The sequence below is a fragment of the Sphingopyxis lindanitolerans genome (genome assembly GCF_002993885.1).
Classification (GTDB): Bacteria; Pseudomonadota; Alphaproteobacteria; order Sphingomonadales; family Sphingomonadaceae; genus Sphingopyxis; species Sphingopyxis lindanitolerans.
Genome location: NZ_PHFW01000005.1, coordinates 23,529 through 42,040 on the forward strand (window position 1 = coordinate 23,529; position 18,512 = coordinate 42,040).

The window sequence follows — 18,512 nt, forward strand, 5'->3', positions numbered from 1 at the left end:
GGGGCCAGGAGGAATTCGGTTTGTGAAATGGAAGAAACCTATGTCGAATAAGGAGGGAGCGGCGATCCGTCCGGTCGCGCAAAGCTCCAGGCGTGCGGAGCGGAAGGAAGAGCGGCGGCGCCTGCTTATCGCCGCAGCCCGCTCGGTCTTTCACGAAAAGGGATTCGCCGCAGCCACCATCGACGACATCATGGCTCGCACCGGTGGGTCGCGCGGAACGCTCTATGGCCATTTCGACGGCAAGCTCGCTCTTTTCGAGGCGATTGTCGAGGAAGAGGCCGAGCGCTTCGCGCAGGCCGTCACCGAAACCATCGCGCCCGCCGCCAGCGGCGATCTCGATGCCATGGCGGAACGGTTGATCGCCGTCGCCACCAGCGAGGAAACGATCGATCTGTTGCGGATGGTGATTGCCGAGCGGCAGCATTATCCGGGTATCGGGGAAATCTATCGCCAGATCGTACCCAGGATCCAGGCATGGATGCGCCGTATGTTCCGTGAACAGACTGGTGCCTCGTTCTGCCGTGACGAAGCCGCGTCGGATTTTCTGGCGGACATGTTCCTCGCCATCGTTCTGGCCGACACACAAATGGGTATCCTGACCGGAATAACCGGCGACCGGCTCGACAAGACGCATCTTATTCGAACGCGCCAGCGTCTCAAGGCCTTGCTCGCCCTGCGAGATCATTTGGGCGCGGACAGGCTGTCCGAGCTCGCCGCTCTCGCGCAACAGGACATTGAAGATGGCCGATGAATGCATCGCGGACTGGGAAGTAATCTCCGCCCGCATCCATGATCTTTGGGTGGACCGCCTCGACAACTATGATCGCGCGATGCGGGGCGATCTTCATGATATCGGCATTCTTGTCCGCGACGAGTTTGCCCTTGGTGATCGGAAGGCCGAACAGGCCATCACCCGATGGACAGCGGAAAATCGGCCCCGATCCCTGCTCAACGCGCAATGGCAGCGCTTTCGCACGGCGATGCAGGATCGGTGGGAGCCTCAAACGCCATTCGATCCGGACAACCGCGATGACCTGAATGCCGCGCGCAATCTCGTGATCCACGATATCGACGAGTTGCTCAACCGGATGATCGAACACTATCGTCTCACCGAGACCACCGCCGCTGTCCAGGTCAATGACTGGCTCAATCTCGTTCGCGTCCTCACCGAGAACCAGCCTCGCAAACGCCTCTCGCCGCGCTGGACCCGTTCCCCGCAATGAATGAAATCAAGGAGCCTGTGATGAATATTTCCGAAACCGTGCCGATGGAACGGCGCAGAGCCATTGTTGTGGGCGCCGCCGGCGGGATCGGCAGTGACATATGCCGGCGCATGGCGCTGGAAGGGTATCGCGTCGTCGTTGCAGACTATAATGAAGACCGAGCCCGTGAAGTCTTGCGCACTTTGGCGGGCGAGGGCCACGACGTAAGCGTGTTCGATGTCACAAAAGATAGGGCGGTGGATGCCGCATTCGATAGCATCGAGGCGGATGGGCCGGCCAGCGTGCTGGTGGTGGCGTCCGGCGGCGCTCCCGTGAACCCGGATAATCCTCATCCCAATATTGCGACGACGGCCACCGAGGACTGGAACCGGGGTATCGCTCTGAACCTCAGCGGGGTTTTCTTCTGTATTCGCAAATTTGCCCAGTTGCGTCTGGCCCGCCCTCTTGAGCACAGCCGGATCATAACGATGACCTCGGGAACCGGCCAGCTTGCGGTAAGCCCGGCCAACCCCGCCTATGTGGCGTCAAAGGCCGCGCTGATCGGCCTCACCCGTCAGGTCGCCTACGATCTGGCTCACGCCAACATCACCGTCAACACCATCGCTCCAGGCGTGGTCGGAACACCGGAATTCTACCGCAATACGAGCGAAGAATTCAGGGCACAAACCGCGCGATCTGCATTGCTCAACCGTTTGGGGACGCCCGAGGAAGTCGGCTTTGGCGTCGTGTTCCTGGCATCGCCGCAGGCGTCCTACATCACTGGAACCACGCTGGATATCAATGGCGGCGCACACATGCACTGAAGCGCCCGGCGGCGATCATTGCTGCCGGCCAGGTCAGAAGGATTGAAACGATGAGCCCGCGCAAAAACATCCTGATCGTCGGTGGCGGTGTGGCCGGACTCGACCTTGCGGGCCAACTGGCGGGCGCCCCGGCGAAGCGGCTGGGCCTTGACATACGCCTCATAGATCGTGAGCCGGCCCATGTCTGGAAGCCCATGCTCCATACGATCGCGGCCGGAACGGCCGACACCGGCGCCAACCAGACCGCCTATCTGGTTCAGGCTCAGCAGCGTGGCTTCCGTTTCGAGATGGGCGAAGTGATGGCCGTCGACCGCGCAGCGAAGCAAGTCCTTCTGGCGCCGCTCGTCGTCGATGGGGCGGAGATTCTCCCCGCGCGCAGCCTGCCCTATGACAAGCTGGTGCTGGCTGCGGGAAGCCGAGCCAACGACTTCGGCACACCCGGCGTCGTAGAGCATTGCATGACGATCGATTGCCGGCGCGAAGCCATTGCCTTCAGCGAGCGGCTGCGTGTCGCAATGCTTCAGGCGATCGCCTCGAACGACCATCTTTCGATTGCTATCGTTGGGGCTGGCGCGACCGGGGTAGAGCTTGCCTCCGAACTGGTGCGGCTGGCCGATGTGCTGGAACAGCATGGCGCTTCGGGAGCGCGAAGCGGGCTGAAAATATACCTTATCGAATCTCAGCCGCGCATTCTCGGCCCCTTTCCCGAGCGCGTAGCGCATGCCGCGCACACGGTCCTGGAGTCGCTGGGCATCGAGGTGTTGACGCAGGCGCGCGTTCTGGCGGGCGATGCCGATGGGTTCCAGCTTGCCGATGGACGCAGGATCGAGGCATCCATCAAACTCTGGGCGGCCGGGGTGCGTGCGCCCGAGTTTGTCGCTGCGATAGATGGCCTGGACCACAGCAGGCTCGGGCAGGTCATCGTAAACCCGAATTTGGCGACACCCAATGACCCCGATATCTTCGCGCTGGGCGACTGTGCGAGTGTCATGCTTCCGGACCGCGAGAGTCCATTGCCGACCACGGCCCAAGCAGCCTATCAGCAGAGCGTTTATCTTGGCCGCACTTTGCCTACAATATTGGAAGGAAAGCCCGTGCCGCCATTTCGCTACCATGACTTCGGGTCATTGGTGTCGCTCGGCGGTTATGACGCTTATGGGACGCTTGGCCGCTTCGGGTTGTTCCGGGGTGGGTTCCTGCACGGGCGCATGGCGCAGCTTGGGCATGCGCTGCTCTATCGGCGGCATCAGGCGCGAATTTATGGACCGGTTCGCGGTAGCCTGCTGTGGCTTGCCGATACCCTCGACACCTCGGTGCGCCGGCGCGAGCGCCTGGCCTGACATGGGCCGCCTTCACCAACGAAGCTGCCTGATCCTCGGTGCATTCTGGCTTGTTCTTCCCGGCACCGTGTGGGCTTCACCGCCCGACATGGAAGTTCTACTGACCGGCCAGGTAGAAACCGATGCCAGTGGCGAACAGGTCGTTGCACTGCGCTTTCTGAACCGGACTGACAGACAAGAAATCCTCGCCCTGCCGGACAGGATCGAAGCGAAAGTCCGGCAGGAGAATCGTGAACGCACGCTCCTGTTGGCGCGCGCTAACGATACAGAGCCGCATCTTGCCATCGACGCGCATGGATTTGGGCAGGCCCATTATCGCCTGCCCGCAAATGAACCCCTCGTCAGAGCCATGGTCTCCATTCCTGCCTGGTCAACTCAGGAGGTGGTGCTTGCGCCCATTGTGAAGACCGCTACGCATGAGGCCGAAAATCGCTCGAATCCGAATGCACCGATTCTTCCACCGCCACCTACCGACAGAAAAGCCGGCAACGCCTTTGTGGACAATCTCGACCTGTATGAACCCATCTATGCCGTTTACGGGCCAGGCACCGACAGCGAAGCTCGCATTCAACTGAGCTTCAAATATCGCCTGTTCGGAGCCTCGGCGAACAGCCAGACGTCTTCCAATTGGCGAGACGGGCTGTACCTCGCCTACACCCAGAGAATGTTCTGGGACCTTGAAAGCAAATCCTCCCCGTTCCGCAACATCGATTTCCAGCCCGAACTTATCTACATCACACCGACAGTTGGCCTTACCGGCGACATCGCCATGACCGTGCAGGCGGGTATTCGTCATGAGTCCAACGGGCGGGACGGTCCCCAGTCGCGCAGCATCAACAGCATCTACATCGCTCCAATGGCAACCCTTCCGATCGCCGGCGATTACAGGCTAACATTCGCCCCCAGGCTTTCCCTGTATGTCGGTAACAAATCCGACAATCCGGATATCGTCCATTATCGCGGACATGCCGGATTGTTCATGGAGGTCGGAGAGGATAATGGACTGCGCCTCTCCACCTCCACCCGTTTCAACTTCGGTTCGGGCAAAGGGGCTGTCAATGCCGACCTGTCCTATCCGTTGCCCCGTCTCCTCGGCGGTGGTCCCGATCTCTATCTCTTCGCCCAGTCCTTCTACGGCTATGGTGAAAATCTGCTCGATTATAACCGGCGCACCCGCCGGTTACGTATAGGCGTTGCTCTCGTGCGATAATCTTGAGGCGACGCCACAGTCTTTCTCTCGCAGAGTTCATGCCGGTATCACCTTCCGCCATCGGGCCTGACCTCGATCGTGCAGCGCACCGGCTTTTTCGCCTTGTCAGCCTGCTCGCGGCATTTCTGCACCGCCTCGCGGTTGCCATCGACGAGCGGCGAGGCCGCGACGATCAACGCCCAGCTCTCGGGCGCGGCGGTCTGCATCAACCGTTGCCCCGCATCCCACATCGTCGGTTCGCCAAGCGCGTGCATCGCCCGCCGCTCGGGCCAGTGCCAACTCGCCGGCATCATCCGCGCGACCGGGCCGGCGAGCGCCGCATAGAGCAGCATCCCCAGCGCCGCGCCCCCCAGCCCGGTCCCGATCAGCCAGCGGTTTTGCACATCGCCGCGCCGTGCGGATGCGAGCCGGTTGCCGACCTCGCGCGCGGCCTGGTCCAGTCCTGTCCGGGCTTCGGCGATCAGCCGTTGATCCTCGCGACGGGCATGGAGCGCCGCCGATACGATCTCGCCCGCCATGTTGTGAGGCGTCATCGACAGGAGAGGACTTTTGGCGATGGGGTCGATCTGCTGCACCAGCACCCCCAGCACCTTTTCGGTGCGGGCCAGCGTCGGCTCGTAATCGGGTATCTCGATGGACTCGCGCGTAGCAGCCAGCCCCGCGATCGCGGCGCGCAGCAACCCGACCTCGCCATGCACCGACGCCAACCGATCCTCGACCCGCGCGAACGCCAGCGCCGGATCGTCACCAGCATCGGGTTCGCGATATTCATCCTCGTCCATCATCCTCTCCCTATCGGCTCAATCCGCGATCGTGACTGATCCCCAACCCCCGCGACAGCTCGCGCCCAAGCTCGCGGCCCGGACTCATTCCGATCTCAAGCCCCAGCTCGCGGGTGCGACCGCGCAGGATCGATTCCACCTGGGGATCGCGCTCAAGGCTTTTCGCCATGCCCGCCATCTCCTGCCCGAGCGTCTTGCGGCCCGCCATGTCGCCGGCGCGATAAAGCCGGTCGCGATCCTGGGAGAGCTGTTGCCAGCGTTCCACGAACCGATCGGCGCGCAAGTTCGGATCGGCCCGCACGCGCGCCTCTTGGCGTATCGCCTCGATCATCGGGCCGCTGCGCCCCGCCGCCGCCTCGCGCAGCAAGCCGGAATCGCGCTTCATCGCCTCGGCCATATCGTCCGAAGCTCGCGGCCGGAGCGTGTCGAGCGCCTGAACCGCGCGCTCGAGCGCGACCTTCTGATGTTCCAGCACCGGCCCGCCCGACGCCCGCGCCTGCAACACCGCCTCCGCCGAACGCGAGGCCCGCTCGACCGCGCGCCGGAAATCGCGATCCTGGCCCTGCTCGGCCCGCGCGGGCAATTCCTTCGCCGGCTCCGGCGTCGGCGTGCGCTGGGGCAGTTTCAGCCCGTCAAACATGCCCCGCTTGGGAGCCGGCTTTTCCTTCGCACCCTGTGCTGGCTCGGCCGCCTTCACCGGCGCGGCCGACAGCTTCAAGCCGTCGAACATACCGCGCCGCGACTGACGCTCGGCCGCGGCCTTCGCCTCGCCGGCACCGCGGTCGCCGCCAATATCGGGCGTGCGGGAATCCTCGCCCATCTGGCGTGAAGTTCCCGCGCGGGGCGCGAGGATCTCCACGCCCTTCCGCTCGGGTGCATCCGCAACGCGGATCTCACCCGACAGCCCGCGCCGATCGGCGAAGGATTGCGCCTCGGCATCGCGATCCCGATACATCGGATAGTCGGACGCCATATCCTTCGCCCGCTCGCGCGACAGCGTGCGGACAAGCCGGCGATCGTCGGCGAAGTCATCGCGGCCGTAATGGAGCTGCACCCCGTCGCGATGCCGGGACAGCGCCACATAGGCCGAATGGCGGTCCATGCCGGGGGTCGCCAGCACATGCGCCCGATCGACCGTCACGCCCTGCGATTTGTGGATGGTCGCCGCATAGCCATGATCGACATGGGCATAATCTTTCAGGTCGAACGCGACTTGACGGCCATCGTCCAACTTCACCGCCATGCTGTCGGGCGACACGCGCTCGACCTTGCCCAGCGTGCCGTTCTTCACCCCAAGGCCGCGATCGTTCTTGAGGAACATGATGCGGTCGCCGGTCGCGAACTCCCGCGCGCCCCGCTCGGCCGACACGCGCACGTCCTGGCCCAGCTCGCCGGCGTCGCGCAGCCGATCGCGCGCAGCCAGGTTCAGGTCGCGCACCTCGGCATTGGTATGGGTGAGGATGATCCGCGTCTTGTCGGGATCGGCGATGCGAGCGCGATCCCAGCCCTCCACAAGGCTTTCCCGCGCAGCCTCGCGCGTCTCGGCCGCGTGGACCATGCCATGCTCGGCATAGGCATGGATCGCCTCGCCGGTGCGGCCTGTTGCGAGCGCCCGCGTGGCGTCTTTCTGCCAGTCCTCATGCTGCCGGCGAACATCGCTGATCTCGGCCGCGCCGTAGCGCTCGGCCAGCGATCGGAACGCAGCGCCAGCCTCGATCGCCTGCAACTGCTCGGCGTCGCCGACAAGGATCACCTTGGCCCCTGCCCGTTCGGCCTCGGACAGCACCCGCTCCATCTGGCGCGTGCCGATCATGCCGGCCTCGTCAATCACCAGCACGTCGCGCGGACCTAGCAGCTCGCGGCCCTGCTCCCACTGATATTCCATGCTGGCGATCGTGCGCGAGGCGATACCGGAACCGCCCTCAAGCCCCTCGGCCGCGATCCCCGACAAGGCCGCACCGCGCACCTGATAGCCCGCCCGCTCCCATTCGTCGCGCGCAACGCCCAGCATGGTCGATTTGCCGGTGCCGGCATAGCCGACGACAATTGCCAAGTCGTTCTTGCCGGTGATATGCGCGAGCGCGTCCTTCTGCTGGCTTCCCAGCGCAAGGCCAACCCTCTCGGCGGTGTCTCGCCCCCCCATTTTAGACGCCGCCGGGAGACCATGCCCGGCCCGATCCGCTAGGCCGTAGCCGGCGCGCTCCAACCGCTGCTCGGTGTCGATCATCTCGCGCGACGTGAACCGGTCCTCGCCGCGTCCGTCCTTCCCCAGCGCTACCAGCTCGGGCGAGGTCCGCACCGCGCTCATCACCTGATCGAACTGGTCCTTGCCGTCGCTATGCCGGAACGCGAACTGCGCCAGGTCGCGCCGCGTGAACGTCGCCTGTTGGCGCGTGATCGCGTCGAGCGCGATTTGCGGATTGGCGATGATCTTCTCGCCATTCTCCCGCGCGATCCGGGCATGGTCCTCGACCCGCTCGGCCTCAAGCCCCTGTTCGGGCATACGCGACGCCGCCGGCCCGATCTTGTGCTGCGGCTCAAGCTCGATCCCCTGCGCCTCATAGCTGCGATGATCTATGCGCGCGTCTATATCCAGTTCGGCGAGGCGCTCGTTCACATGATCGGCCCACGCCTCGCGCCACTCCTGCAACAGCGCCGTGCTGTTCCACTCGCGCACCTTCTGGCCGAAGCCCTCCAGCCCTACCTCGCGCATCGACAGCATGACATGCGCGTGTGGCTTGGATTGCCCGTCCTTTCCCAAGTCCCAATGCACGTTCATGTCCGCGACCATGCCGCGCTCGACAAACTGCTTTTCGACAAAATCGCGGGCGAGCCGGATGCCCTCTTTCTGGTCCAGCTCGCGCGGAATCGAGAACTCGACTTCGCGGGCGAGCTGCGCGTCCTTGCGTTTCTCGCCCGCCTCGACCTCGTTCCATAGGGTCGCGCGATCGTTTAAACGCTCCGGTGTACCTTCGGGTAACATGATTTCCGAATGGACGACGCCGGCCTTGTTCGAGAAATCATGGTCGCGTCCTAGCCGGTCGTCGTGCAGCCGTTCCGCCGCACGATAGGCCGCGCTGGCAACGGCGCTCGATCCGTTGGCGCGACTGATGACCTTGGCCGAGAAATGGTAGATCGCCATGACGGCCGCTATACTGCCTTTCTTAGCGCACGTCGGCAACGACGTATAAGCGCGCACTCACACTCTCTGCCGTTCGCATGATTGACTTTGCCGCATTTTTTATCCGGAGCTGCTGTCCTGTCACCGCGACCGTGCTACGCTGCCACTCCCGATCATGGGCGCGAGGGAGAGAATATGCGTAAGGTCCGCGACTATGACGCCGAGTTGAAGGCGCTGGGCGACAAGGCCCGCGCCCTCAAGGCGAAGAAGGTCCAGCAGCTAGGCGAGCTGGTCACATCCACCGGGGCCGATGCGCTCGATCTCGATGTGCTGGCCGGGGTGCTGCTCGCCGCCGTCGAATCTGCCAGCGCCGACGAAAAGGAGGCGTGGCGCGCGAAGGGGTCCGCCTTCTTTCAAGGACGCGGCCGAAAGGCTGGCCGAAGCACTGGCGGCAACGCGGGAGGCGGAAGCAAAACTGGCGCAGGCGAGACGCAGGGTTGAAGCCGCACAGCGCCGCACCGATACGAGGGAATGGGCCGTGGCTCGCCGCGAACGCACCCGCCACCTCATAGAGCTGGGCGGCCTGGTCCAGAAAGCCGGCTTGGTCGAGCTGGCCGACGACGATCGCGCCACCCTCTACGGCGCGCTGCTCGAACTGGCCGCCAAGGCGCGCGAGGACCGCGACCGGCTCATGCTCTGGAAGCGGCGCGGCAAGCGCGCGTTCGACGCGGAAGCGGAAGGGAGAGACGCACCATGAACAGGCTCGATGTCGAAGCGATCCGCGCCCAGGTCCGCGCGCTCGATTTCACGCGCGGCACCCCGGCCGAAGTCGCGCTATGGCGCGAGGACGATGCCGACGCACGCGCCAATCTCGCGATCGAAGGCATGGACCTCGACTTGGCTGAACACGCCCTGTTCGACATGCTCCGCGAGGAATCCGTGCCCCCTCCCCTCGCCACCGCGATCGTCCTCAAGCTCCTCGATCATCCCGACGCCGACCCGACGCTGGCGATCTCGCCGGCGACGATCGGATGACGATGCGGACCGGCCTCGACCATCTGCCCGCCGTCAAGCGCCGCGAGCTGGAACGGGTCGCCCGCGTCCTGTTCGATGAATTTGAGGATGCCGTCAAAACCAAGCTCTCGGACAAGCGCAAGGGCGGCCGCATCCTCAAGCTGATCCTGTTCGGCTCCTACGCACGCGGCGATTGGGTCGAGGATCGCGCCAGCGGTTACATTTCCGATTATGACCTGCTCGTCGTCGTCAACGCCGACACCTTCACCGATCTGCAAACATGGTGGGCGGTCGCCGACGATCATCTGGTGCGCGAGCTGACCGTCACCAGGCACCTCGCCACACCCGTCAATTTCATCGTGCATTCGCTGATGGACGTGAACGACCAGCTCGCGCGCGGCCGTCCCTTCTTCGCCGACATAGCCCGCGACGGCATCGCCCTCTACGAAGCGCCAGGGCAAGCCCTCGCCGTGCCGCGCCAGCTCGACGCGCAGGAACGCCACGCCGAAGCCCTGCGCCATCGCGACCACTGGTTCCCGCTCGCCGCGCACGCGCTCAAGCTCGCCCGGGACAGCATTGCCGATGGCGTGCCGCGCGATGCCGCGTTCATGCTCCACCAGGCCGTCGAGCGGGTCTATAACGCCGTGCTGCTCGTCCTGACGCTCTACGCGCCCAAATCGCACCGTCTCGGCATCCTGCGCTCGCTCGCCGAAAATCTCGATCCCCGGCTGATCGAAGCCTGGCCGCGCGATACCCGCGCCGCCCGCCGCCATTTCGCGCAGTTGCAGCGCGCCTATGTCGAGGCCCGCTATTCCCATGCCTATGAAATCACCGCCGACGAACTGGCCTGGCTCGTTGACCGCGTGAAGCATCTCCACACGATCGCCGGCGCGATCTGCGCCGAACACCTCGCCGGCGACGACACCCCCGAGAAAAGCCCCGCCGATGAATGAGCATCCCATATCGGACGACGAACGCGCCCGACGCCAGAAGGCGATCGATTTCGCGCGGACCAATATCGAGCTGTCGGGCTTCGCTCTCTCGCCGGGAATGGCGGCGCTGGGCGTCCGGTTCGTCGCCGGCGAACTCTCCGAAAGCGAATACATCGCCGCCGCGCTCGCTCATGCCAACAGCCTGCCCGCAAGCGCGCCGGCGCAGGACTATTTCGCCAGCCTCGCAGAACTCGAAGCCGCATGGGAGGCCCGCGATCGGCCGTGATCCGCGCCGGATATTGGGAAATGACGATGGGAGGGAGTCCTGATGATGGAATGGTTCCGCCAGCTCGGCCGCGCGATCCGTAACCTTGCGCGCATCGCGCGGACCAACCCGATATGGGCGATCACCGCCCTTGTGGTCAGCCCGGTCGCCCTCATCCGCCATCTGTTCGGCGTCCTGGTGCTGTTCCTCATCACCGCCCTGGTGCTGGGGCTTGGGGTGCCGCTCATCCTCGGCAAGCTGCTCGGCCTGCCCCGCGATTCCAATATCTACCAGATCGTGATGATGCTGACGGGCCTGGTCATCTTCCTCGTCACGCTGCGCGCCCTCTTCCAACCGCTGATCCTGCGTTATGGCGGTCCTGCCGGCGACGACACGCACGGCTCGGCCCGTTTCGCCACCGATCGCGAGACAAAGCCCCTCGCCCAAAATGGCGACGGCCTGCTGATCGGTCGTGATCGCAAGTCGGGCAAGCTGCTGCGCTACGCCGGCCCCTCCCATCTGCTGACGATCGCGCCGACGCGCACCGGCAAGGGCGTGGGGACCATCATTCCCAATCTGCTCGACTATCCCGGTTCGGTCATCTGCATCGACCCCAAGGGCGAGAACGCCCGCATCACCGCCCGCCATCGCGCCAGGTTCGGCCCGGTCCATGTCCTCGATCCCTTCGGGGTGACGGGCATCGCCTCGGCCGCGTTCAACCCGCTCGATCGCCTCGACCCTGCCGGCCTCGATCTCGCCGACGACGCGATGACTCTGGCCGATGCGCTGGTCTATGACGCTCCCGGCGAAGCCGGCGAGGCGCATTGGAACGAGGAAGCCAAGGCGCTGATCGCCGGCATCCTCCTGTGGGTGGCCTGTGACCCGCAAGCGCAAGGCCAGGATCGCACGCTGGAAGCCCTGCGCGACTGCCTCACCTTCGCCCCTGATAATTTCCAGCGGATGCTGCGGGAAATGTCGCGCAGCACGCAGGCGCGGGGCCTGATCGCGCGTGCCGCCAACCGCCACCTGGGCAAGTCCGACCGCGAGGCAGCCGGCGTGCTGTCGGCCGCGCAGCGCCATACCCATTTTCTCGATTCCCCGCGCATGTCGGCCGTGCTGGGCCGCTCGGATTTCACCTTCGCCGATGTGAAGGCGCAGCCCACAACCGTTTATCTGGTGCTGCCGCCCGATCGGCTCGCCACCTATGCCCGCTGGCTGCGCCTGATGCTGGCGCAAGGGCTGACCGATCTGGCGCGCGCACCCGCCTCCCCTGCCCGCCCCGTCCTGTTCCTGCTCGATGAATTTGCCGCGCTCGGCCGCCTCGAACCTGTCGAGCGCGCTATGGGCCTGATGGCCGGTTACGGCATCCAGCTCTGGCCGATCTTGCAGGACGTTCACCAGCTCCGCGCGCTCTACGAGCGCCGCGCCGGCACCTTCCTGTCCAACGCCGGCGTCTTGCAGATATTCGGGGTCAACGATCACGACAGCGCCAAGCTCGTCTCCGATCTGCTCGGCCAGGAGACGGTCGTGTTCGAGACCATGAGCCGCGCGATCGACGCGGAGGAAACCGGCATATCGTTCGGGTCGCAGCATGTCGCGCGGCCCCTACTCACGCCCGATGAGGTCCGCACCATGCCGGCCAATCTGGAATTGTTGTTCCTCGCGGGGCAACGCCCGATCGTCGCGACCAAGCTCGCTTACTATGCCGATCGCGAGTTCGCCGGGAGATTCGACAAACCGTGAACCGGACTATCGAGCAAGGGGATAGGCCGATTGTTGTATAGTGTCAGAACCGCCGCCAAGGGCGGAAGGATAGGATATGGATCAGCGCGTCATTGATCTTTGGGACCGGCTCATGGCCTATGGAGAGAGCGGTTCCGCCCCTCTCCCCGCGATCCGCGATGAAGTGTTGGAGCTGCACGCGGCGATTACCGATGAGGAAAGCCGGCTTGGCCTCATGCGGATATTCAATCTCGTTTGCGACCTGGTGGCCGTGCATCTCCAAGAGACGAACGGCAATGTTGAAGCCTTCGCCCAACACCGCCAGGGCCAGATATGGATGTTCCTGCGCGCGGAATGCCTTGTCGATGGCGTGCTGGACCGGGACCGGCTGCGGTATGTGACCGGGCGCGAGGTGCAGGCCGGTCGCATGACGGAGGATGATCCGCTGCGCCGCTACGCATTGGGCGATGACTCCGCCTTTGATGGGCTTATGGCAGCGCCGCCGCCACAGAAGCGGACGCGCCATTAGGACCGGCTCAAATTCTACGCGCTAGATCCTCTGACCCCGCGAGGATCTAGCTTTCCAAAAAATCAGCCGCCTGGGAAGCCCGTAGAGCGCCATGCCGGCCGAACCCTCCCCGACCTTGCCGAACGTCTGAAATGAGGCCCAGCGGCCCGGAAATCGCGCCTGTGGCGACATTTCCGCCTGCCCTGCCCTCTCGGATTGATCGCTGTCCTATCCGCCTGGCTTTTCTGGAAAGCCAATTGCGACGGTGCTGCTGGCGCTGTGGCTGCGATGGAGGCGCAGCGTTTAAACGATCCCCTTTCTAACAAAAAGCGTGCCGGCGAAGCCGGCTCATCATGGGGATGCCGGGTGGGAGGATCGCTAAAGCGATCCGGGGCGGCCGAAGGCCGCGAGCCGGCGGGGCGAAGCCCCAAGAGGCGGTGTTTTTCTTCTTTCTGATTGTGCCTGAAGCGCGGCGCTGGTGAGTCGCGCTGCCGTTGTCCCGATTTTCGGGACAAGCTGTCCGATCTGGCGGGACGCTGGTGGGTGAAACCACGATGATCCAGCCTCTCGTCATAATCTTCCGCTGAAGTTATCCACAGGTCAGCCTAGTGTTAAAATATGGGTTTAGTGATGTGTTACGGAAATTCGGCCTGCCCGGAAAGGCGCAGAAATCCTCGCTTTTTTGGCAGAAATTTGCCGCGCGGTGAATCCGCTCTGACGAAAAAGCGAATCCAGAGTGACGAAAAGGCGAATCCACTATGACGATAGCGCCAGGCCTTCCCTGCCGCGCTCAAGCGTAATCGAAATGACGATAGCGCGGCGGTGAATCTGAAATGACGATAATCCGCTTGCGTATGTGAAATGACGATAGTAGCCCTAGCGTTAGTGAAATGACGATAGACCCCTCCCCTTCCCTGTTTGACGCGCCGATCGCCGCGCCGGTCTCGGCCGTGGACGGCGACGATCGCACGCCGCTGCTGCCGGTGCGCCATCCCAACCAGGACTTGTTCATCTGCGACGTGCTGGACGCCATCCCCAAGGATGACATGGCCTCAATGGAGCATCCGGTGTTTTCGCTCTCGACCAAGCCCGACAACCGGACGCGGCGCTACGAGCATAACGGCAACGTCATCGAGATTATCCCCTCGGGCAAGGGGCTGGCGACGATCCACGACAAGGACATATTGATCTACTGCATTTCGCAGCTCGTCGCGAAGATGAACCAGGGCGAGCAACCTAGCCGCACGGTGCGCCTGCAAGCCTATGACATGCTCGTCGCCACCAACCGGCAAACCAGCGGCGAAGGCTATCGACTGATGGCCGACGCCCTCACCCGCCTGCGCGGGACCACGGTGCGGACCAATATTCAAACGGGCGGTGTCGAAGAAACGCGGATTTTCGGCCTGATCGAAGAGGCCAAGATCACGCGCAAGACGTTCGATGGCCGGATGCTTGATCTCGAAATCACCCTGTCGGATTGGGTCTATCGCTCGGTCATCAGCAAGAACGTCCTGACGCTCCACCGCGACTATTTCCGGCTCCGCAAGCCGTTCGAGCGGCGCATGTATGAACTGGCGCGCAAGCATTGCGGCGTGAAGGACGAATGGAAGATCGGCCTAGAGTTGCTACAGAAGAAATGCGGCTCGAACAGCCCGCTCCGAGTGTTCCGGGCCTTGGTCAAGAAGGTCTGCGAGCATGACGCCGATCACGGCCATTTCCCCGACTATGCGGTGACGATGGATGATGACGTGATCTTGTTCCGCAACCGCTCGGGCCTCAAATCCAAGCCCGATCCGGTCGCCAGCGCCGGCGACGATGCGCCCTATATCGACCCGGAAACCATGCACGACGCCAAGACGGCCGCGCCAGGCTATGACGTGTATGCGCTCTATGACGAATGGGTGTCGTGGTGGCACGACATGGGCAAGCCCGAACTCAAAAGCCCTGCCGGGGCCTTCCTCGGCTTCTGCAAGAAACGGCACGAACGCAAACCACTACGCTGATCCCCTGCTCTATGCGGGCAAGCGGCCATGTTTACTTACCCGCATGTTTGCATGTGGACATGCTCACTTGCCTACAGGGCTTTCCCCCATCTTGCGAAGCCAGTCGTTGAACGCCTCGGCCATCGCGTCCTGTAGGCTCATGCCGTGCTTGCGGGCGGTCATGTGCATGGCGAAGGACATTTCCGGGCTGAAATAGCCCGTCATGGCCTTCTTGCCCTGACGGCTCGGCGCAACCGGGTTGCTGCTCGATCCGCTGCCGGAGCCTGCGCCAGTGCCACGGGCGATCGGCGCGGCCGCCCTCCCCTCCGGCTCGACCATCGCCGGCGCTGGCGCTGCATCGCGATCCCGCAATGCGAGCAATGATCCCTTCCGGCTCATGCGTTGGCCCTCCGCTTCCTAGATGCTTGCATGTTTACATGCTCGCATGTCCACTTGTAAAGCTGGCGCACCTCATCGGCCGCCTTGCCGCTCGGCTCGATCTCCATCGCCGTCTTGCCCTCGGCCGCCGCGTGGCGAAAGGCGGCGCGATCCGCGATATGGTGGGGGCAGGCGTCAAGCCCATAATCCTGCACGAGCTGCGCGGCTTCGTCATACATGCGCGGCGCGGTCGGGCTTCCCGCCGTGAAGATCACGAAAGCAGGCTTGCCGCGCATCTTCACAAGGCTGGCGGTCGTCTTGATCGCCGCCAAATCGAACGCGCTGGGGCGGCAAGGGATCAACACTAGGTCGGCCGCCTCGACGGCGGCGCTGGCGGCGCTGTCGGCGTGGGGCGGGGTGTCGATTACGATGAACGCCGCGCCCTGGCCCGTCGCCTGCTCGATCTTGGCGGCAAGGCGAGGGGGCGCGCTGTCGATCACGACCGGGGGCGCATCCTGTCGCCATGCCGCCCACTGGCTCGCCGTCGCCTGCGGGTCGACGTCGATCACAAGGGCGGTATGCCCGGAATCCTCGGCGGCGGCGGCCAGGTGCAAGGCGAGGGTGGTTTTCCCCGCGCCGCCCTTCTGGCTGATGATCGCGATTGTTGGCATGTGAATATCCTTACATGATCGCATGTTTGCATGTGGTCATACTGGCTTGCTCCGGTTGCGTCAACGAAACCCCGAACTGGCGCGCAGCGTCAATGAAACCCCGAATTGCGGGGAGGGGAGGGCGGTCTAGCCGTCGTCGCCGCCCTCATCCTCGCTGCCGTCGTCCAGCGGCTCATGCTCCATGCGGCCGTGATCCTCGATCGGGCAAAGCGGCGCTCCGGCCAGCTCAAGCCATTTGCGCGCGGTCCTCACGGTATAGCCGCACGTCGCGCACTCGCATTTGAGCATCCGGGTTTTCTGCTTCTTCGGCGCGGTCGACTCCCCATCGGTGTCGAGACGGGCATGGGGGAGGGGGCCAACGGCGTCCAAGATCGGCGCGACGGCCGCAAGAAACGCCTCGCCGGGGGTGGTGGCGCGCATCGGCCCGACGAGCCCCAGCCCCAGCGCGATCCGTTTAAACGCTTTCCCATGCCCTGCCGGGATGCCGACGGCGGCATGGACCAGCTCATGCGCGAGGATGGCCGCGATCTGCGCCGGCATGGCGTCAGGCGCGTGCGCGAGGTCGGGCCGGATGAAGATTTCAAAATGCCCGTCCGCGCTCAGCCGGTTATCCCAGCACTCGCCGATCGCCTTGCCCTTCCGGCCCGAGCTGGTGAAGCCGATCGCCACGCGGATACGCGCGGGCAGGGGAGCGTCCAACGCCGCGAACAAGGGGGCCATGCCCGCCGCCACCCGATTGAGCCAGCTTTCCCGGTTGTCCTGTTCCATACCTTCTACTCCCTTCAAATCGCCCTGCGGGGCGATGGCTGCGGCCATCGCTCCCGAGTTCGCGCGGAGCAGCCGGCGAGAGAGGGGGGCAGCGGGAATCTGCGGGAGTGGTGCGGGCGGGCGCTTCGCGCCAACCCGGTCCCGCTGATTGCCGTTGCTGGGGAGAGGCGGCCGGGACCGCCTTTCCCCATGCGAACGAACATCATGCCGGCGCACGCCGGCACCATGCCCGAGATCCGCTTGCGATCTCGGCCCCGCCATGTGGGTCGTCACCTTCGGCCAAGACCGCTTGCGGGCTTGGGGAGCGAAGCGAGTAGAGCCACGGTGCCGCGCAGCGGCAGGCGCAGTCTCCTCGCCTAGATTGAAATTGTTGCTCAAATGAGCTACATCGTTCGTCTGACTAGGGAGATTCCAATGGCTGCTACCGCGTTCGTGCGTGCGCGCATCGACGAAACATTGAAGGATGAAGCCGCCGCCGTCCTAGCCGAGCTGGGGCTGACGGTTTCCGATGTGGTCCGCATGACGCTTACGCGGGTCGCCAAGGACCATGCCTTGCCGTTCGAGCTGAAGGTGCCCAACGCCGAGACGCGCGCCGCGATCGAATCGTCCCGCGCGACCATGAAGGCGCGTCGTGCGCGCTTCACCGATCCCAAGGAACTGTTCGATGCCCTCGACCAAGAAGCCCGCCAGCAGTAAGCGGGCTTCGTTCCCAAGAGAGGCATCCTACGAAAAGCGGTTCGTCAAGGATTGGGAGCGGCTGTCGCGCAGCGGCCGCTACAACATGAACCAGCTCAAGGAAGCGATGATGCTGCTCATCGCCAACGATGCGCCGCTTGGCCCGGAATGGCTGGACCACGCCCTCAAGGGCGATTGGAGCGATCATCGCGAGTGCCATATCGGCGGCGATTTCCTGCTGATCTACACGATTGAGGGCAATCTGGTGAACTTCGTGCGCGCGGGAACCCATTCGGAACTGTTCGAGTAATCGGCTCGACGGCCGAACGTTTGGAAGGCAGGGCAATGAACGCCGACGACATGAAGGTCGAAACCTTCGCCTGCGTCTTTGACGCAATCGCCGACACGCCGGAGGAGGCGACGGAGTTGAGGACGCGCGCGGACCTGATGCGGGGCATCACCGCGCGGGTGAAGTCGTGGGACGTGCCGCTGGGCGAGGCCGCCAAGCGGCTCGGGCTGACGCCGCCCCGCCTCAACGACCTCCTGCGCGGGAAGTTTAACAGATTCTCGCTGGATGACCTGATGACCGCCGCGACGGCGGCGGGCATCGCGCCGCCGGCACCGCGCAAAAGCTCGTGGGATGACCTGCGCGGGATAGTGAAGGGCAACGGCGCGCGGTTCACGATCGAGGAAATCAACGACGCCATCGCCGAAGCCGGCGCAGCAGCCGGCATGGCCGGGATGAACGACCATGACGGGGACTGATCGAAACGGCGAAATCCTTTATCCACCGATGGAGGCGGCCGAAATCCGGCGGTGCGCCAGGAGAGCGGTTTGAGCCAGGCCGGGTTTGCGCGCTTGCTGTGGGCGCACAAGCGCACGGTCCAGCGCTGGGAGGCCGGCACGATGCGGCCGACTGGCGCGGCGCTCGCCTTGCTGACGCTGGTGAAGCGGCGCGGCATCCAGATTCTCACCTAGAAGGATTGATAGATGTAGGCGATTGCAAAGATACTGGCCTCTGCTCGCAAACAGCGCGGATTTCTGCTCAGATTTGCTGACAGCAGGTGGGCCATGCTGCTCACGCTATGCGACAATGTGCTCGCCATCATCCGCGCCTG

At 64.2% G+C, this 18,512-nt stretch carries 22 protein-coding genes; 17 read left to right on the plus strand and 5 right to left on the minus strand.

Annotated features, from left to right (window positions below):
* Window positions 1-40: 40 nt before the first annotated feature.
* Genes CVO77_RS20805 through CVO77_RS21765 form a run of 5 tightly spaced genes read left to right on the plus strand, consistent with a single transcriptional unit; the run spans window position 41 to window position 4,576 of the window.
* A complete protein-coding gene (locus CVO77_RS20805; RefSeq protein ID WP_007686175.1) occupies window positions 41-751 on the plus strand; it encodes a TetR/AcrR family transcriptional regulator in 711 nt (236 codons plus the stop codon).
* On the plus strand, window positions 741-1,223 hold the full coding sequence (locus CVO77_RS20810) for a hypothetical protein (protein WP_007686174.1): 483 nt from the start codon (window positions 741-743) through the stop codon (window positions 1,221-1,223). Before CVO77_RS20805 ends, CVO77_RS20810 begins: the two co-directional genes overlap by 11 nt.
* Window positions 1,224-1,243: 20 nt before the next feature.
* On the plus strand, window positions 1,244-2,026 hold the full coding sequence (locus CVO77_RS20815; protein WP_037522127.1) for an SDR family NAD(P)-dependent oxidoreductase: 783 nt from the start codon (window positions 1,244-1,246) through the stop codon (window positions 2,024-2,026).
* A gap of 50 nt (window positions 2,027-2,076) precedes the next feature.
* A complete protein-coding gene (locus CVO77_RS20820) occupies window positions 2,077-3,366 on the plus strand; it encodes an NAD(P)/FAD-dependent oxidoreductase (RefSeq protein ID WP_007686170.1) in 1,290 nt (429 codons plus the stop codon).
* Window position 3,367: 1 nt separating this feature from the next.
* A complete protein-coding gene (locus tag CVO77_RS21765; protein WP_231923484.1) occupies window positions 3,368-4,576 on the plus strand; it encodes a phospholipase A in 1,209 nt (402 codons plus the stop codon).
* A gap of 47 nt (window positions 4,577-4,623) precedes the next feature.
* Here the strand turns inward: CVO77_RS21765 and CVO77_RS20835 are convergent, their stop codons facing one another.
* Together CVO77_RS20835 and traA are read right to left on the minus strand one after the other, a co-directional pair.
* The gene (locus CVO77_RS20835) at window positions 4,624-5,361 is read right to left on the minus strand and encodes a DUF6118 family protein (protein ID WP_007686165.1); all 738 of its coding nucleotides are present in this window, start codon (window positions 5,359-5,361) and stop codon (window positions 4,624-4,626) included.
* A 7-nt stretch (window positions 5,362-5,368) separates the two neighbouring features.
* On the minus strand, window positions 5,369-8,500 hold the full coding sequence (gene traA / locus CVO77_RS20840) for a Ti-type conjugative transfer relaxase TraA (protein WP_007686163.1): 3,132 nt from the start codon (window positions 8,498-8,500) through the stop codon (window positions 5,369-5,371).
* 174 nt (window positions 8,501-8,674) lie between these two features.
* Between traA and CVO77_RS20845 the strand changes: the two genes are divergently transcribed.
* From CVO77_RS20845 to CVO77_RS20880, 8 genes are all read left to right on the plus strand, one after another.
* A complete protein-coding gene (locus tag CVO77_RS20845) occupies window positions 8,675-8,980 on the plus strand; it encodes a conjugal transfer protein TraD (RefSeq protein ID WP_007686162.1) in 306 nt (101 codons plus the stop codon).
* A 37-nt stretch (window positions 8,981-9,017) separates the two neighbouring features.
* On the plus strand, window positions 9,018-9,236 hold the full coding sequence (locus CVO77_RS20850) for a conjugal transfer protein TraD (protein ID WP_007686160.1): 219 nt from the start codon (window positions 9,018-9,020) through the stop codon (window positions 9,234-9,236).
* On the plus strand, window positions 9,233-9,514 hold the full coding sequence (locus CVO77_RS20855) for a hypothetical protein (protein WP_007686159.1): 282 nt from the start codon (window positions 9,233-9,235) through the stop codon (window positions 9,512-9,514). The genes CVO77_RS20850 and CVO77_RS20855 overlap by 4 nt, the downstream gene beginning before the upstream one ends.
* Window positions 9,511-10,446, plus strand: coding sequence for a HEPN domain-containing protein (locus tag CVO77_RS20860; RefSeq protein ID WP_007686157.1), 936 nt, complete (start codon window positions 9,511-9,513; stop codon window positions 10,444-10,446). The genes CVO77_RS20855 and CVO77_RS20860 overlap by 4 nt, the downstream gene beginning before the upstream one ends.
* Window positions 10,439-10,711 (plus strand): antitoxin VbhA family protein, encoded by a 273-nt coding sequence (locus CVO77_RS20865; RefSeq protein ID WP_007686155.1) that lies wholly within the window; start codon window positions 10,439-10,441, stop codon window positions 10,709-10,711. The genes CVO77_RS20860 and CVO77_RS20865 overlap by 8 nt, the downstream gene beginning before the upstream one ends.
* Window positions 10,712-10,756: 45 nt before the next feature.
* Window positions 10,757-12,433: a type IV secretory system conjugative DNA transfer family protein gene (locus CVO77_RS20870; RefSeq protein ID WP_007686152.1), complete on the plus strand. Its 1,677-nt coding sequence runs from the start codon at window positions 10,757-10,759 to the stop codon at window positions 12,431-12,433.
* A gap of 76 nt (window positions 12,434-12,509) precedes the next feature.
* On the plus strand, window positions 12,510-12,941 hold the full coding sequence (locus CVO77_RS20875) for a hypothetical protein (RefSeq protein ID WP_007686151.1): 432 nt from the start codon (window positions 12,510-12,512) through the stop codon (window positions 12,939-12,941).
* A gap of 869 nt (window positions 12,942-13,810) precedes the next feature.
* The gene (locus CVO77_RS20880; RefSeq protein ID WP_007686147.1) at window positions 13,811-14,923 is read left to right on the plus strand and encodes a replication initiator protein A; all 1,113 of its coding nucleotides are present in this window, start codon (window positions 13,811-13,813) and stop codon (window positions 14,921-14,923) included.
* Window positions 14,924-14,986: 63 nt separating this feature from the next.
* Here the strand turns inward: CVO77_RS20880 and CVO77_RS20885 are convergent, their stop codons facing one another.
* The 3 genes from CVO77_RS20885 to CVO77_RS20895 all read right to left on the minus strand — a co-directional run bounded on the left by CVO77_RS20885 (window position 14,987) and on the right by CVO77_RS20895 (window position 16,719).
* The gene (locus CVO77_RS20885) at window positions 14,987-15,301 is read right to left on the minus strand and encodes a ribbon-helix-helix domain-containing protein (protein ID WP_007686146.1); all 315 of its coding nucleotides are present in this window, start codon (window positions 15,299-15,301) and stop codon (window positions 14,987-14,989) included.
* Window positions 15,298-15,951: a ParA family partition ATPase gene (gene parA / locus CVO77_RS20890; protein ID WP_007686145.1), complete on the minus strand. Its 654-nt coding sequence runs from the start codon at window positions 15,949-15,951 to the stop codon at window positions 15,298-15,300. Before parA ends, CVO77_RS20885 begins: the two co-directional genes overlap by 4 nt.
* Before the next feature lie 126 nt (window positions 15,952-16,077).
* Entirely contained in the window at window positions 16,078-16,719 is a 642-nt protein-coding gene (locus CVO77_RS20895; protein WP_008831324.1) for a SprT-like domain-containing protein, read from the minus strand.
* A 414-nt stretch (window positions 16,720-17,133) separates the two neighbouring features.
* Between CVO77_RS20895 and CVO77_RS20905 the strand changes: the two genes are divergently transcribed.
* Genes CVO77_RS20905 through CVO77_RS20920 form a run of 4 tightly spaced genes read left to right on the plus strand, consistent with a single transcriptional unit; the run spans window position 17,134 to window position 18,372 of the window.
* Complete coding sequence (locus tag CVO77_RS20905; protein ID WP_007685985.1) at window positions 17,134-17,415, plus strand: type II toxin-antitoxin system RelB/DinJ family antitoxin; 282 nt, start codon at window positions 17,134-17,136, stop codon at window positions 17,413-17,415.
* Entirely contained in the window at window positions 17,384-17,704 is a 321-nt protein-coding gene (locus CVO77_RS20910) for a type II toxin-antitoxin system YafQ family toxin (protein ID WP_007685988.1), read from the plus strand. Before CVO77_RS20905 ends, CVO77_RS20910 begins: the two co-directional genes overlap by 32 nt.
* Window positions 17,705-17,739: 35 nt before the next feature.
* Window positions 17,740-18,159: a helix-turn-helix domain-containing protein gene (locus CVO77_RS20915; protein ID WP_007685989.1), complete on the plus strand. Its 420-nt coding sequence runs from the start codon at window positions 17,740-17,742 to the stop codon at window positions 18,157-18,159.
* 51 nt (window positions 18,160-18,210) lie between these two features.
* Window positions 18,211-18,372: a helix-turn-helix domain-containing protein gene (locus CVO77_RS20920; protein WP_015449421.1), complete on the plus strand. Its 162-nt coding sequence runs from the start codon at window positions 18,211-18,213 to the stop codon at window positions 18,370-18,372.
* The last annotated feature ends 140 nt before the right edge of the window (window positions 18,373-18,512 follow it).